The following is a 14,320-nucleotide window of genomic DNA, read 5'->3' on the forward strand; positions in this document are numbered from 1 at the left end:
CGCTGAAGGCGCGCTTCTGAGGCGGCAGACCGTTCCAGACGGTCAATGTCGGTGCCTGCGAAGCCTCTGACAGCGAGCTTGTGGGCTGGGTCGCGCCGTACCTGCGGCGTGTCGCAAACAGGCGGTAGCTCAACCGCCGTCCTCTGCATATTGTGCGCCAATCGAACGGGCGCCGGCGCGCCCGCATGTCATCTTGGAGTCGCGGGCAATGGCAGGGTTTCCGGAAAAGGCGAAGGTCGTCATCGTCGGGCTGGGCGGGATCGTGGGCGCATCGGTGGCCCATCACCTGATCGAGCGCGGCTGGAGCGATATTGTCGGCATCGACAAATCCGGCATTCCGACCGACATCGGTTCGACGGCGCACGCCTCCGACTTCTGCTACACGACCAGCCATGACTTCCTGTCCTGCTGGACGACGCTCTACTCGATCGATTTCTACGAGAAGATGGGCCATTACGCCCGCATCGGCGGTCTCGAGGTCGCCCGCGTCGGTGACGACGGCCGCATGGCCGAGATCAAACGCAAGATCGCTTCGGCCAAGGCCTTCGGTACCCGCGCCCGGCTGATCGAGCCGGCCGAGATCAAGCAGAAGTTCCCGCTGATCGAGGAAGAGATGGTGCAGGGCGGCCTGTGGGACCCCGATGCCGGCCTGGTCATCCCGCGCTCGCAGACGGTGGCCGGCAAGCTGGTCGACCAGGCGGAAGCGTCCGGCAAGCTCAAGGCGTCCGCCAACACCTCGGCCAGGTCGCTCATTGTCGAGAATGGCCGCATCAAGGGCGTGGTGACCGACCGCGGCACGATCATGGCCGACTATGTCGTCGTCTGCACCGGCATATGGGGCCGGCTGACCGCGGAAATGGTGGGCGAGGACCTGCCGGTGATGCCGATCGACCATCCGCTGACCTTCTTCGGCCCGTACACGGAATTTGCCGGCACCGGCAAGGAGATCGGCTGGCCGCTGCTGCGCGACCAGGGCAATTCGGCCTATATGCGCGACACCGGTGACCCCAAGACCGCCGAAGGCGGACAGATCGAGTGGGGCTACTACGAAGAGACCAATCCGCGCCTTTGCCATCCGCGCGACCTGCTGGAGAAGGACCAGGCGCGGCTGTCGCCCTCGCAGCGCGACCTCGACATGGAGCAGATCCTGGCGCCGCTCGAACGCGCCATGGAGCTGACGCCGATCCTCGGCGAACTCGGCTACAATGAAAGCCATTCCTTCAACGGCCTGCTGCAGGTGACGACCGATGGCGGCCCGTCGATGGGCGAGAGCCAGAACGTGAGGGGCCTCTGGTATGCCGTCGCCATCTGGGTCAAGGACGGCCCGGGCATGGGCAAGCTGATCGCCGACTGGATGACCGACGGCCGCACGTCGATAGACCACCACGCCATCGACTATTCGCGCTTCTATCCGCACCAGATGAAAGAGCAGTTCATCTGGGACCGCTGCACCGAGACGGCGATGAAGGTCTACAATCCGGCGGTGCATCCGCGCGAACCCTTCTCCAAGGGCCGTAACATCCGCCGCTCGCCGTTCTGGGAGCGCGAGAAGGAACTCGGCGGCTACTTCATGGAGCTCGGCGGCTGGGAGCGCGCCCATGGCTATGCCGCCAACGAGCATCTTCTGGAGAAGTATGGCAACCGCGTTCCGGTGCGCCAGGACGAGTGGGACAACCGCCATTTCTGGCGCGTCTCCAATGCCGAGCATCTCGCGATGAGCGAGGATTGCGGCATCGTCAACCTGTCGCATTTCTCCATGTACGACGTCGAAGGTCCGGACCATGTCGCGCTGCTTGAGTGGCTGTGCGCGGCCAAGGTCGGCGGCGACAACAACATCGGCAAAGGCATCTATACCCACTTCCTCGACGAGGAAGGCATGGTGCGGGCCGACTTCACGGTGATCCGCATGGCCGCCCGCTGCCGCGTGATCGACGGAGCCGACGCCGGGCCGCGCGACTTCCAGTATATGCGCCGCACCGCGCAGGATAAGGGCTTTGATGTCACCATCACCGACGTGACGGAAAAATTCGTCACCATCGGCATCTGGGGCCCGAACGCGCGGGCGACCCTGCAGAAGGTGGTCGAGAATCCGGACGGGCTCTCGATCGAAAATTTCCCCTTCGCCGCGATCAAGCCGGTCAAAATCGGGGGCAAGGACGTCACCGCCTTCCGCATCTCCTATGTCGGCGAGCAGGGCTGGGAGTTGCATATGCGCTACGAGGACGGGCTCGCCGTCTGGGACGCGCTGCGCTCGACCGGCGTCATGCCCTTCGGCGTCGAGACCTACGCCAACACCCGCCGCATGGAAAAGAGCCTGCGGCTGCAGAACGCCGATCTTCTGACCGAGTACAATCTGCTGGAAGCCGACCTTGCCCGTCCCAAGGTCAAGGAGAATGATTTCAGCGGCAAAGCCAAGCATGTGGAGTATCGCGCCCGCGCGCATCAGCCGGCCATGCTGTGCACGCTGGTGATGACGGATAATACCGATTCCAGGGGCGTTGCCCGCTATCCCGTGGGGACCCTGCCGGTGATGGACCCGGACACAGGCGAGACGCTCGTCGACGAGGTGGGCCGCCGGTCCTTCACCACATCGATCGCCTATGGCCCGACGATCGGCAAGAACATAGCGCTCGCCTATTTGCCATGGACGTATTGCCAGGAAGGTCGCAAGCTCAAAGTCGAGTATTTCGGCGAGACCTATCCGGTCGAGGTCGCTTCCGTCGGCTACAAGCCCCTCTACGACCCGGAGAACCTCAAGCCGCGCAGCTGATTTGTTGCCGACGCGCGGCGATAGCGGCGGCATACGGCGAACGCAAAGAACATGAGTGCAAAGCCCGGCATTCGGCCGGGCTTTTTGCTTTGTCGCCGGGCGATTCTCGCTTACCTTGGGGCATGTCCGCTTCTGGCCATGCAGGATATTTGCTTTCGAGCGCCGCCGCATTGGCGCTGTTGCTTGGCCTGACCTCGCGAACCCTCGCCGCGGAAAACGTCGACATCGAGTTGGTGCTGGCCGTCGACGTTTCGCTGTCGATGTCGCCGGACGAACTCGAAATCCAGCGCCACGGCTATTCGGCGGCGTTGACTCATGACAGCGTTCTGAAGGCCATTGCCGACGGTGCCTATGGCAAGATCGCCGTCACCTATGTCGAATGGGCCGGCGCCACCTGGCAGCAGGTCGTCGTGCCATGGACGGTGATCGCCAGTCGTGCCGACGCCGAGCGGGTGGCCGCGCAGCTTTCCGCTCATCCGCCGGGCAGCGCCCGGCGCACATCGATTTCCGGCGCGCTGCAGTTCGGCAGCGACCTTTTTGCCGAAAGCGGCTTCCAGGGTGCCAAGCGCGTCATCGACATTTCCGGTGACGGTCCCAACAACCAGGGCGCGCCGGTCAATTTCATCCGCGACCAGGTGATCAGGCAAGGCATCACCATCAACGGGCTGCCGCTGATGACGCGAGGCGGTTTCAGCGGTGCCTATGACGTCAACAATCTCGATCGCTATTACAGCGATTGTGTCATCGGCGGCCCCGGCGCTTTCATGATTCCGGTCAATGACTGGACGCAGTTTCCCGAAGCGATCCGCCGCAAGCTGGTGCTGGAACTTGCCGGCCCGGCCTCGCCGCAATGGGCGGCGGAAGAAGCTGATCATCCGCCTGTTGTCTTGGCGCAGGACATACCAGTCGCGGATTGCCAGGTGGGTGAGAAAATGTGGCGCGATCGCAGCTGGATGTTCGACGCCCGATAGCGCGCAGAGCGGACGCTCAATCTGCGCAATTTCCTTTCTTGGCTGATGCGGTGGGTTGCCTGTTTGGCCTGCGGAATGGCAAACTCGCATGCGCCGGGCGAGATCAGGCCGCAGGCGGCAAATGCGGTTTCAGGAGAAGAATGCTTATGAAGAAACTTGTCATCCTGACGGCTATTGCCTCGGTGCTTTGTGCCGGCACTGCCAGCGCCCAATATGAGGGTGAGACCGGCTGCGTCATGTTCGAGCATGCAAATTTTCGCGGCCGCGCGATTGAGATGGGGTCCAACAACTCGGTGAGTTTTCGCGGCGGCCAGTTCTGGAACGACCGCGTATCGTCGGTGATCGAGCGTCGCGGCTGCACGCTTGTCGCCTATGAAGATTCGAGGATGGGGGGCCAGTCGATCGAGCTCAATCGCAGGGTCCGTAATTTCGGCAACAGCGGCTGGAACGACACCATCTCGTCCGCCGAGTGTTATTGCGAGGACCGGTACTGAGGCAGGCCGCCTCAAGGGCGAACCCGGCAATGGTCTGACAGGGTAGGGCGGTTCATCGTTTCACGGAAACGCTCAACCGCTCTATCTGTTTGTTTGACGCAATTCCGGACGGAAAACCGCTTCACACTTTTCCTGGAATTGCTTAGGCCGCCAGTAGCTGCTTGCGGTCGACGCGCTCCTGCTGTGGCGAGCGGGCATAGAGCTCGCGGTAGCATTTGGAGAAGTGCGATGCCGAGACGAAGCCGCAGGCGACCGCGACTTCGACCACCGGCAGCGACGACTGGATCAAAAGGTGGCGGGCGCGGTCGAGCCGGATCTCGAGATAGTAGCGGGCAGGCGAACGGCCCATCTCGGTGCGGAACAGGCGCTCGATCTGCCGGCGCGACAGGTCGACATGGTCGGCGATCTCGATCAGCGACAGCGGCTCGGACAGGTTTGCTTCCATCAGTTCGATGATGGTCAGCACCTTGGAGTTCTGCACGCCGAGGCGGGCGCGCAGCGGCAGGCGCTGGCGATCGGTCGGGCTGCGCACGCGGTCGGTCAGCACCTGCTCGCACACCCGGTTGACGAGACTTTCGTCGAAATCGTCGCCGATCAGTTTCAGCATCATGTCGAGGGCGGCAGTGCCGCCGGCACAGGTGTAGATGTTCTGGTCGATCTCGAACAGGTCGGCAAACACATTGGCCTTGGGGAAGGCCTCGGAAAAGCCGGGCAGGTTCTCCCAATGGATGGCGCAGCGCTTGTTCGACAGCAGGCCGGCGGCGGCCAGGATGTGCGCGCCGGTGCAGAGCCCACCGACGGCGACGCCGCGATTGTATTCCTCGCGCAGCCAGGCAAAGGCCGACTTGTTCTGATAGCGCTCGACATTGACGCCGCTGCAGACGATCGCCATGTTCGGCCGATCCGGCCCAGCCATCTTCTTGCGCTCTTCCTCGAGCGAGGTGTTGACGGCGCATTCGACGCCGTTCGAGGCGCGCACCGGCTTGCCGTCGATGCTGGCGAGACGCCAGCGATAGGCTTCGTAGCCGAGCATCCGGTTGGCCGACCGCAACGGGTCGAGCGCCGTCGCAAAGGCGATCATGGTGAAATCGGGAACAAGGAAGAATACAAACGATCTTCTGATCGGATGCTTTACGGCATTCACGGGAAACCTCGCGCGGCCATGACGCGAACAGGATGTCGCGAACAGCATAGCGTCATCAGGAAAAACCATTCCTGTCAATCGGGTAGAGGGCTTTGCGGCAACTAAATTTGCGACATGGGTCGCAAATGGGCAATTGTCTTACGCGACGGGCAGGCCGAGCCAGCGGATCGGGCAATTGCCGGGCCGACTGGACGAAATAGAACGCCGCCCCGGCAGAACCGAAGCGGCGTCAAACTCGAAGCAGCGGCAGGGAGCGCTGCATTTGAAGTCGGTATCTCAGGCGACGAAGCCGAGGCGCGCCGCATTCATGGCGCCGGTCTGGCCAGGCATGGTCTTGGCAAGGCGCTGGCGCTCGAGAGCGGTCGTCAGGTTCATCTCGCGACGGGCGAAGAGGCGGGCAAAAAGCTTCATGTTCATCTCCATTCGGTTGCTCAGACGGGTCGCCTTCGCTTGATGGAGTGGGGCAGCTCGTTTGCTGGCGCTGATATAGGCTTGTGTGAGCAAAAACTAAATCGCAAATGCGAAGCACTTGATATGAAAAGCGACACGGATTGCGACATTGTTGGGCAAGCTGCCCAGAATTTACGATTATTTACAGTGCGTTAATTCGAAAAATGGGCTGCTATGCAAGTGCTTCATATGCGTCATGCAGCGGCGGCATGGCTGCAGAAATCGTTTGAATGCAAATAAAAAGGCCTGCCGGGTCTGCGCGGCAGGCCTTCAGACTTTGATACACACGATTTACTTCGCTCCAGCCCAGGATCCAACGCCGCTGCGTGCACCGGTCCTGGTGTCGGCGGCTTCGGGCCAGCCGATGTCCTTCTGCAGTTCGATCGGCAGCGAGCGGATGGCGCGTTCGGTCTGGTAGCGGGTGCGGGCTGCGCTGAATTCGGTCGCGAGGCGACCAATGGATGACAGGATGGACATTTTCATTCTCCTTCGTGTTGGGGCCGGAGCGGGCCGGCATGTTTCAACTTCATTTCATGTCGATTGCAGGTCTGCGTGGTGGTCGTTTCGTGACCGCTTTCGATGCCTGCTGCTTCGATGGAGTTGACTATCCTCCCAAAGTGATGTTCAATCAAACGAAATGGAATGATCGTTCACATCAGAAAAATTGAAGGCCGATCCCAATGAACGCCCCACTCAATCATCCACTGCCGCTGCTCGATCTCGATGTCCTGCGCACGTTCGTGGCCATTGCCGAGACCGGCAGCTTCACCACGGCCGCCAATGCGGTGTTCCGCACGCCGTCGGCCGTTTCCATGCAAATCAAGAAGCTCGAAGACATTCTCGGCCGCTCCGTATTCGCGCGCGACGCGCGTTCGGTGACGCTGACCACGGATGGCGAGATTCTGCTCGGCTATGCCCGCCGGCTGCTGTCGATCAACCGCGAGGTGGTGTCGAAGTTCATCATCCCAGACATTGTCGGCGTGGTGCGGCTAGGCTCGCCGGACGATTATGGCGAGCGCGTGCTGCCGCATGTGCTTAAGCGTTTCGCGCAGTCGCATCCGTCGATCGCGGTCGACGTCACCATCGACCAGAGCGTCAATTTGCGCCGGCGCATGGACGACCGTGCGCTCGACATCACGCTGCTCACCAACTCCTACAAGACCAGCGCACTCGGCGCCGAGGTGCTGCTCACCGAGCCGATCGTCTGGGCCGGCGCCAAGGGCGGCTGCGCGCATCTGCGCGAACCACTGCCGGTTTCGCTATGGGAAGAGGGCTGTGCCTGGCGGGCAGGGGCGCTCGAGGCGCTCGGCCGCGAGGGCCGCAACTATCGCATCGCCTATATGAGCGCGCACACGGCCGGCCAGCGCGCCGCCATCATGTCCGACCTGGCGGTGGCGCCGCTGCCGAAATCCTTCCTCGGCAACGACATGGTCGAGCTTTGCCCGAAGGACGGCATGCCCGATATCGGCACTTACAATCTCGCCATGGTGGTGGCGCCGGATGCCAGCGCACCAGTGAAGGCCGTCGCCGACCACATCCGTGCGACTTTCGAAGTGTTCAGGGAAACCGGCAAGTTCTGAATTTTGCGCTGCTACGAAAAAGCCCGCCTCGGCTCGATCGGGGCGGGCTTTTTGTCAAAGTGGTAACCTGGACGACGCAGTTGGCCCGTGATGGTCAGGTCGCGGCCTGACCCTGCAGCGACCATTGCCCGGCTTTCGCCCGCCGCGTCTTGGCCTCGCCGGCCAAAAACCTCACGATACTGTCCCTGGCGCGCCGCGCTTCGGGCATCTCGATCAGCGGCCAGACGTGGAACATGCCTTCCTCGTAGACGACTTCGACCTCGACGCCGGCGGCACGCGCCTTCTCGGCGAAGATCAAATTGTCGGGACTGAGCAGGTCGTGCGAGCCGGTCAGGAGCAGCGTTTTCGGCAAGACCGAGAGGTCGCCGTAGAGCGGGCTGATGTGCCAGTCGCTGCGGTCGATGCCGGCGCTGTAGAGCCGGACTGCCTCCATCCCGCCCGAAATGCCGAGCCAGGGATCATTGTGCTCGGCCTCGAACACTTCGGGGTTGGAGAGCGACATGTCGAGCCCGGGCGAGATCAGCACGTGGCGCGAGGGCAGGGGAAGGCCCTCTTCTGCGGCCATCATGGTCAGCACCACGGCCATGTTGCCGCCGGCAGAATCGCCCATGAAGACGATGTCCTCGGCGTTGGTCTCGTCCAGCATCCGCCGGTAAACGTCGCCGACCATGCCGAACATGGCGTGGAAATCGTGCTCGGGTGCGATGGGGTAGATCGGCACGGCAATGCCAAAACCAAGCCGCTCAGCCATCTCGGCGATCAGCCCCCAGTGATAGGAGGTGATCTGGAAGACATAGGCGCCGCCATGCAGATAGAGGATCCGCTTGTGCTCGCCAGCCTTGGGCGCGATGTCATAGACGGGGAAGCCGTTGACGCTGCGCTCGGCAATGTCGAGGCGGTGGCGCAGCGATGCCGGCGGATGGTGGTCCTCGGTCTTGCGCGCGTAAGCGATCCAGCGCTGCAGGTTTTCCGGGCTGGAAAAAGCCTTTTTGCGGCTATGCCTGAGGACAAAGGAAACGACGTGGCTTTTAAGACTGGGCATGCGGATACACGGACTTCGGCCGGAGCCGACTAAGAGAAATCCCCCACTCATCCGAAGATCGTATCTGCGCGAAAAATGTCAAGATTTGCGCCGGAACAACACGGTGGTGTGATCCGGTCTGCGGCAACATTCAGCGCCGGGGCAGCAGCGCCGCGCGCAGCTTGTTGTTGCTGGCCGCCGAGGCCGCGGAACGGCCCCGGCGGTTGCCGAGCAATTTGCATTTGTCGGCGAAGGTCATCAGCGCGCCGAACCCAGGAGCAGAGCCGAAAGGGTGGCCTGCACGTCATTGCGCGGCGAGATCCGCCAGCCGATGTCCTTCTGGATTTCGGGCGGCAGGCTGTTCAGTGCCCGGACCGACTTGCTCCTGCTGTGTGCATGCTTGATGGCCGCGCCATAGCGGCCGAGGCTTTCGAACATCGACATCTTCATCTCCCCTGGAGCGTTGCGGCGGCTGAAAGACATTTCCTGCCTGCCGTTCGATGCCGGTTGTATGCCCCGTGCGTGTATCTGGTGGATTTCACGAAAATGGCGGTTTGTTTCAGCTCGAGCTGATCCGGAAACATTCGCATGCAAATGAAATTGAACGAACCTGCCAGCTTAAGGCAGACGGCTTATTCCCGCCCGCGCCGTGCAGCGTGGCCTTCGCGCGAACGCCGGCGCGGCGTGGCGTCGCCGGCAACCCCGTCTTCGCTCACAGTCTTGCGCGGTGGCAGTTTGACCGCCGCCGACAGCTTCGGGAACGGGTCGACCTTGTTCGGCAGCGCCATCGCGTAGACGAAATGCTCCTGGAATTTCGGCTCCAGCGCGGTCTCGATCTTCTCGATGCGGCTCACCGTTTCCTCGATCTCGCGGCGGTAGCCGCGGTTGAGCAGCGCCATGCGGGCGCCGGCGCCGGCGGCATTGCCGACGGCCGAAACCTTGTCGAGGTCGCAGTCGGGGATCAGGCCCAGCACCATGGCGTATTTCGGATCGATGAACGAGCCGAAGGCGCCGGCGAAATGGATGCGGTCGACATGGTCGGCGTTCTGCTTTTCCATCAAAAGCTTGGTGCCGGCATAGAGCGCGGCCTTGGCAAGCTGGATGGCGCGCACGTCGGTCTGGGTGATGGTGATCTTGGGTTCGCCTTCCTTCAGCACGAAGGAGAATGTGCGGCCATTGGCGACCACGCGCGGCGAGCGCGCACCCAGCGACCCGTCGACGACGCCATCCTCGGAGATGATGCCGGCGAGATACATCTCGGCCACCACTTCGATGATGCCGGAGCCGCAGATGCCGGTGACACCGGTCGCCTGCACACTGTCGAGGAAGCCGGGTTCGTCGGACCACAGTTCCGAGCCGATGACGCGGTATTTCGGTTCCAGCGTTTCGGGATCGATGCGCACGCGCTCGATGGCGCCGGGGGCTGCGCGCTGGCCACCGGAGATTTCGGCGCCCTCGAAGGCGGGGCCGGTGGGCGAGGAGGCCGCCACCACGCGTGCCTTGTTGCCGAGCACGATCTCGGCATTGGTGCCGACATCGACGATCAGCATCATCTCGTCCTGGCGGTGCGGGCCTTCCGACAGCGTGACGGCCGCCGCATCGGCGCCGACATGGCCGGCGATGCAGGGCAGCATATAGAGACGCGCGCCCTGATTGAGCTTCAGGCCGATGTCCGACGCCTTGATGCGCACCGCGCCCGAGACGGCGAGTGCGAAGGGCGCGCCGCCGAGCTCGGTCGGGTCGATGCCGAGGAACAGATGGTGCATGATCGGATTGCCGACGAAGACAGAATCCAGGATATCGCCGCGCTGCACATTGCCTTCGGCGCAGACCTTGTCGACAAGGCCGGAGATCGCCTCGCGCACCGCCACCGTCATGCCTTCGCGGCCGTCCGGGTTCATCATCACGTAGGAGACGCGGCTCATCAGATCCTCGCCGAAGCGGATCTGCGGATTGGAGGTGCCCGACGAGGCGGCGACACGGCCCGACAGCAGCGACACAAGGTGCATGGCGATGGTGGTCGAGCCGATGTCACAGGCGAGCCCATAGGCCTCGTTCTTGAGGCCGGGCCAGAGTGCTATGACGCGGGCGATGTCGCTGTCGGCATCCTTGTGGATGGCGGCGGTCGCAGTCCAGTTGCCCTTGCGCAAAATGCCCTGCACCTGCGGCAGCAGGTAGAAGTCGAATTCGAGGCTCTTGAAGCCCCAGTCCTTCATCAAAGCGATCTTGAGGCGGTCGAGATCGCCGAGCGGCTTGTGCATGTCGGGCTCTTCGATTTCGACATAGCACATGCGGATCGCCGAATCGCGGGCGATCACCCTGGTGTCGGCGTCCTTGCGGATGGTCTGCGCATTGATGACCGTGTCCTGCGGCACGTCGATGACGAGGTCGCCGAGGATCTGCGCCGAACAGGACAGGCGGCGCCGTTCGGGCAGGCCGCGGACGCGCTCATAGCGCTCTTCCTTGGCGCCCTTGGGCGAGATGTGGTCGTTGGAGGAGGTGATCTTGTGCTTGGCGAAATTGCCTTCCTGCACCTCGATCTGACAGCGCCCACAAGTGGCGCGCCCGCCGCACACGCTCTCGACATAGACGCCGAGCTGGCGCGCGGCATCGAGCACCGGCGTGCCGACCGGAAACCGCCCGCGCTTGCCCGACGGCATGAACAGCACGAGCGGATCGGTGATGTTGGCAGGCGAGTTCACGATTGCGCGCTTATCCCCTGGCCATGCGGGCTTCACGGCCGCCGCGCCGGCGTCCGCCATTGCCGCCGCCTTCGCCCGGAGCGTTGACCGCGGTGGGCGCTGCGACCGCCTGGCCGCCTTCGGCCGGCTTGTAGTCCTTGTAGGTCCTGATCCAGTTGGTGCAGTTCTCGTCAGTGCCGTTCAGCACATTGGCGCCGCGCACGGCTTCCATTTCCTGCGGGCGCACCGGGTTCATGATCGCCGAGGTCATGCCGGCGCCGATCACCATCGGGATGAAGGCGGCGTTGATGCCGTGGCGATGCGGCAGGCCGAAGGAGATGTTGGAGAGGCCGCAAGTGGTGTTGACCTTGAGCTCTTCGCGCAGACGGCGCAGCAGCGCGAACACCTGGCGGCCGGCGTCGCCTAGCGCGCCGATCGGCATGACCAGCGGGTCGACGACGACGTCATGCGCCGGAATGCCGAAATCGGCGCAGCGCTGAACGATCTTCTTGGCGACGGCGAAGCGCACGTCCGGGTCCATCGAAATGCCGGTCTCGTCGTTGGAAATGGCGACGACCGGAACGTTGTACTTCTTGACCAGCGGCAGGATGGCTTCGAGCTTTTCCTCCTCGCCGGTGACGGAATTTACCAGCGGCCGGCCCTTGGCCACCTTGAGCGCCGCTTCGATGGCCGCGGTGACCGAGCTGTCGATCGACAGTGGCAGGTCGACCAGGCCCTGGACGATCTCCAACGTCTGCACCAGGAGCCCGGGTTCAGTCTCATTCGGGTTGACCGAGGTTACGCCGGCATTGACGTCGAGCATGGTGGCGCCGCAGGCGGCCTGTTCGAGCGCGTCCTTGATGACGGTCTCGAAATTGCCGACCACCATCTCGGCGGCCAGCTTTTTGCGGCCGGTCGGGTTGATGCGTTCGCCGATCACGCAGAAGGGCTGGTCGAAGCCAATGATGATTTCTCGTGTCGCCGAGGCGACGATGGTGCGGGTCATGAAATCTCTCCGTCGTGATATAAAGAGTTCTTTATATCGTTATCTGATTTCGTTCAAGCGAATGGTGACTGTTGGCGCCGTCAATGCGCCGTCTTCACCATATCCACCTGAGTTTCGGTAATCTCGTCGTGCAGTATGTGGCCGAGCCGGTCGGCGACCATCTGGTCGTCGCGGCGGATTTCTCGCTTCCATGGCTGGCGGCCCTTGAGCACGCCCGATTCATCGACGATCTCGGCGACATATTCCTCCTGGCGGTAGGCCATCACATGGACGCCGGATATGCCGGGGATTTCCTTCACCTCATTGATGATGTCGATGCAGAGCTGCTTGCCTTCCTTCTTCTGGTCCTGGGCGCCTTCCAGCCGCTTGATGATCGCGTCGGGGATATGGATGCCCGGCACGTTGGAGCGGATCCATTTGGCCGTCTTGGCCGAGGCCAGTGGCCCGACGCCGCACAGGATGAAGACTTTTTCGGTGTGGCCGAGATCGCGCGCCTTCTGCATGAAGGTTCTGAACATCGGCACGTCGAAACAGTACTGCGTCTGCACGAACTGCGCGCCGGCGGCGATCTTCTTGCCGAGATGGATCGGTCGGAAGTCGAAGGGCGGCGCGAACGGATTGACGGCGGCGCCGAGGAAGATCTGCGGCGGCGTCGTCAGCTTGCGGCCGGACAGGAACTTGCCGTTGTCACGCATGATGCGGCAGGTCTCGAGCAGCGACATGGAATCGAGGTCGAACACCGGCTTGGCACCGGGCTGGTCGCCGGCCTGCACGCCGTCGCCGGTCAGGCACAGCATGTTGGCGACGCCCATCGCAGCACCACCCAGCACGTCGCCCTGGATGGCGATGCGGTTCTTGTCGCGGCAGGCGATCTGCATGATCGGCGCATAGCCCATGCGGGTCAAAAGCGCGCAGATGCCGACCGAGGACATATGGCAGTTGGCGCCCGATGCATCGACGGCATTGATGGCGTCGACCCAGCCGTCGAAGATCTTGGCGCGGTTGTAGACGTCTTCCGGATCGGCACTGTCGGGCGGGTTGAGCTCGGTCGTCACCGCGAACTCGCCGCGCCGCAGCACGCGCTCCAGCCGGCCGCGCGAAGAGTGGCCGGGCAGGGGATCGAGCGGCAGGTGGATGCCGGCCGGGTTCTCGTCGGGCTGGCGGGCGATCATGCCGAGGCTCCGGTCTTGGGCGCCTGGGCGATTTCACGCGCGGCGGCCGCCTGCGCGGTGACCCGCAGCCAGGCGGAGGTCTCGCGCAGCGACTGGTCAACGGGCTTTTGCACGTCGAGGATCTTGTCGCCATGCACCATGTTCTGCGAGCCTTCCCAGGCCTTGACCCAGACGCAGGGCATATCGGGCTCGACCTCGCAATTGCCGTTGGCGCGCACGCCGCCGCAAGGGCCGTTGCGCAGCTGCTTCGGGCAGTTCATCGGGCAGGACATGCCGGTCGAGGACAACACGCACTGGCCGCACATGCGGCAGTCGAACATGAAACCCTTGACGCGCTTTTCGACGAACTTGATCGGGGCTTCGACGCGGCCGTAGCCGATGCCTTTCCACAACGGATGCAGCAGCAGGAACATGTCGGCGAAGCGGGAATAGAACCATTCGAGCAGGCGTGAATGGCGGATCGACCACAGCCGCACCGCAAACGAGCGCTGCACGCGCCGCTGCGGCGACACGTCGGCCGGCTTGTAGTCGGACTTCGGCGCTGCCTTCTTGACCAGAGTGGCCTGGGTAACCGGCTGGGTGACCCCTGGGCCATCCTTGACAGGAACAGTTTCAGACATGTTCTTTCCCGCCCGCCTTGACCAGAGCGACCAGCCGCTCACGGTCGTATTTCGCATCGAGCTCCTGAAAAGCCTTTTCGACCTCGGCTTCGAGATCGTCGCCGACCGGTACCGGATCGGCCTTGCGCCATTCAGCCAGGTAATCGTCGGTCCCGCCGGCGCCGGTGCGCATGGCGCACATGTCGATCGCCTCGGTGAAGCGCAGCGGCAGTTCGCGCTTGGCGTTCTGCCGGCCCTTCCTGACGATGACCTGGGCAGGAATGTCGCGCCAGTACACGACGATCAGATTGGCCATGAAATTCTCACTCCTCTAAGCATCGAGCATTGCCGCATGCGCATTGGGCCTGCTTGTTATGGGACGACGCGCGCGCATTCAAAAGCGACGCTATTGAATGCAGCAGAGGAAAGGCG

At 63.1% G+C, this 14,320-nt stretch carries 15 protein-coding genes; 5 read left to right on the plus strand and 10 right to left on the minus strand.

What is annotated here, in order from left to right; genetic code table 11:
* Nucleotides 1–208 precede the first annotated feature (208 nt).
* From AC1RUK_RS07835 to AC1RUK_RS07845, 3 genes are all read left to right on the plus strand, one after another.
* Complete coding sequence (locus AC1RUK_RS07835; protein WP_481836074.1) at nucleotides 209–2,770, plus strand: GcvT family protein; 2,562 nt, start codon at nucleotides 209–211, stop codon at nucleotides 2,768–2,770.
* Nucleotides 2,771–2,892: 122 nt separating this feature from the next.
* On the plus strand, nucleotides 2,893–3,741 hold the full coding sequence (locus AC1RUK_RS07840; protein ID WP_481836073.1) for a DUF1194 domain-containing protein: 849 nt from the start codon (nucleotides 2,893–2,895) through the stop codon (nucleotides 3,739–3,741).
* 146 nt (nucleotides 3,742–3,887) lie between these two features.
* Nucleotides 3,888–4,235 (plus strand): peptidase inhibitor family I36 protein, encoded by a 348-nt coding sequence (locus tag AC1RUK_RS07845; RefSeq protein WP_481840215.1) that lies wholly within the window; start codon nucleotides 3,888–3,890, stop codon nucleotides 4,233–4,235.
* 142 nt (nucleotides 4,236–4,377) lie between these two features.
* Here AC1RUK_RS07845 and AC1RUK_RS07850 read toward each other — a convergent pair whose 3' ends face one another.
* From AC1RUK_RS07850 to AC1RUK_RS07860, 3 genes are all read right to left on the minus strand, one after another.
* Nucleotides 4,378–5,316 (minus strand): GlxA family transcriptional regulator, encoded by a 939-nt coding sequence (locus AC1RUK_RS07850; RefSeq protein WP_436173917.1) that lies wholly within the window; start codon nucleotides 5,314–5,316, stop codon nucleotides 4,378–4,380.
* A 339-nt stretch (nucleotides 5,317–5,655) separates the two neighbouring features.
* The gene (locus AC1RUK_RS07855) at nucleotides 5,656–5,790 is read right to left on the minus strand and encodes a hypothetical protein (RefSeq protein ID WP_081482193.1); all 135 of its coding nucleotides are present in this window, start codon (nucleotides 5,788–5,790) and stop codon (nucleotides 5,656–5,658) included.
* A gap of 330 nt (nucleotides 5,791–6,120) precedes the next feature.
* Nucleotides 6,121–6,306 carry a hypothetical protein gene (locus tag AC1RUK_RS07860; protein WP_436172271.1) on the minus strand — a complete coding sequence of 62 codons (186 nt, stop codon included), beginning with the start codon at nucleotides 6,304–6,306 and terminating at the stop codon, nucleotides 6,121–6,123.
* Here AC1RUK_RS07860 and AC1RUK_RS07865 point away from each other — a divergent pair.
* Nucleotides 6,291–6,497: a hypothetical protein gene (locus tag AC1RUK_RS07865; RefSeq protein WP_481836071.1), complete on the plus strand. Its 207-nt coding sequence runs from the start codon at nucleotides 6,291–6,293 to the stop codon at nucleotides 6,495–6,497. The genes AC1RUK_RS07860 and AC1RUK_RS07865 overlap by 16 nt on opposite strands.
* A 12-nt stretch (nucleotides 6,498–6,509) precedes the next feature.
* Nucleotides 6,510–7,409: a LysR substrate-binding domain-containing protein gene (locus AC1RUK_RS07870; RefSeq protein ID WP_436172270.1), complete on the plus strand. Its 900-nt coding sequence runs from the start codon at nucleotides 6,510–6,512 to the stop codon at nucleotides 7,407–7,409.
* A 94-nt stretch (nucleotides 7,410–7,503) separates the two neighbouring features.
* Here the strand turns inward: AC1RUK_RS07870 and AC1RUK_RS07875 are convergent, their stop codons facing one another.
* The 7 genes from AC1RUK_RS07875 to AC1RUK_RS07905 form a co-directional block, all read right to left on the minus strand.
* Entirely contained in the window at nucleotides 7,504–8,451 is a 948-nt protein-coding gene (locus tag AC1RUK_RS07875; protein ID WP_481836070.1) for an alpha/beta hydrolase fold domain-containing protein, read from the minus strand.
* Between the two features lie 237 nt (nucleotides 8,452–8,688).
* Nucleotides 8,689–8,874 carry a hypothetical protein gene (locus tag AC1RUK_RS07880; RefSeq protein ID WP_481836069.1) on the minus strand — a complete coding sequence of 62 codons (186 nt, stop codon included), beginning with the start codon at nucleotides 8,872–8,874 and terminating at the stop codon, nucleotides 8,689–8,691.
* Nucleotides 8,875–9,062: 188 nt separating this feature from the next.
* A complete protein-coding gene (locus AC1RUK_RS07885; RefSeq protein WP_481836068.1) occupies nucleotides 9,063–11,192 on the minus strand; it encodes an ASKHA domain-containing protein in 2,130 nt (709 codons plus the stop codon).
* Nucleotides 11,143–12,117: a methyltetrahydrofolate cobalamin methyltransferase gene (locus AC1RUK_RS07890; protein WP_006203333.1), complete on the minus strand. Its 975-nt coding sequence runs from the start codon at nucleotides 12,115–12,117 to the stop codon at nucleotides 11,143–11,145. Before AC1RUK_RS07890 ends, AC1RUK_RS07885 begins: the two co-directional genes overlap by 50 nt.
* A gap of 80 nt (nucleotides 12,118–12,197) precedes the next feature.
* Complete coding sequence (locus AC1RUK_RS07895; protein ID WP_481836067.1) at nucleotides 12,198–13,289, minus strand: methylenetetrahydrofolate reductase; 1,092 nt, start codon at nucleotides 13,287–13,289, stop codon at nucleotides 12,198–12,200.
* On the minus strand, nucleotides 13,286–13,909 hold the full coding sequence (locus AC1RUK_RS07900) for a methylenetetrahydrofolate reductase C-terminal domain-containing protein (RefSeq protein ID WP_481836066.1): 624 nt from the start codon (nucleotides 13,907–13,909) through the stop codon (nucleotides 13,286–13,288). Before AC1RUK_RS07900 ends, AC1RUK_RS07895 begins: the two co-directional genes overlap by 4 nt.
* Nucleotides 13,902–14,204 (minus strand): virulence factor, encoded by a 303-nt coding sequence (locus tag AC1RUK_RS07905; RefSeq protein WP_481836065.1) that lies wholly within the window; start codon nucleotides 14,202–14,204, stop codon nucleotides 13,902–13,904. Before AC1RUK_RS07905 ends, AC1RUK_RS07900 begins: the two co-directional genes overlap by 8 nt.
* Between the last annotated feature and the right edge of the window lie 116 nt (nucleotides 14,205–14,320).

It is taken from the genome of Mesorhizobium monacense (genome assembly GCF_056781675.1).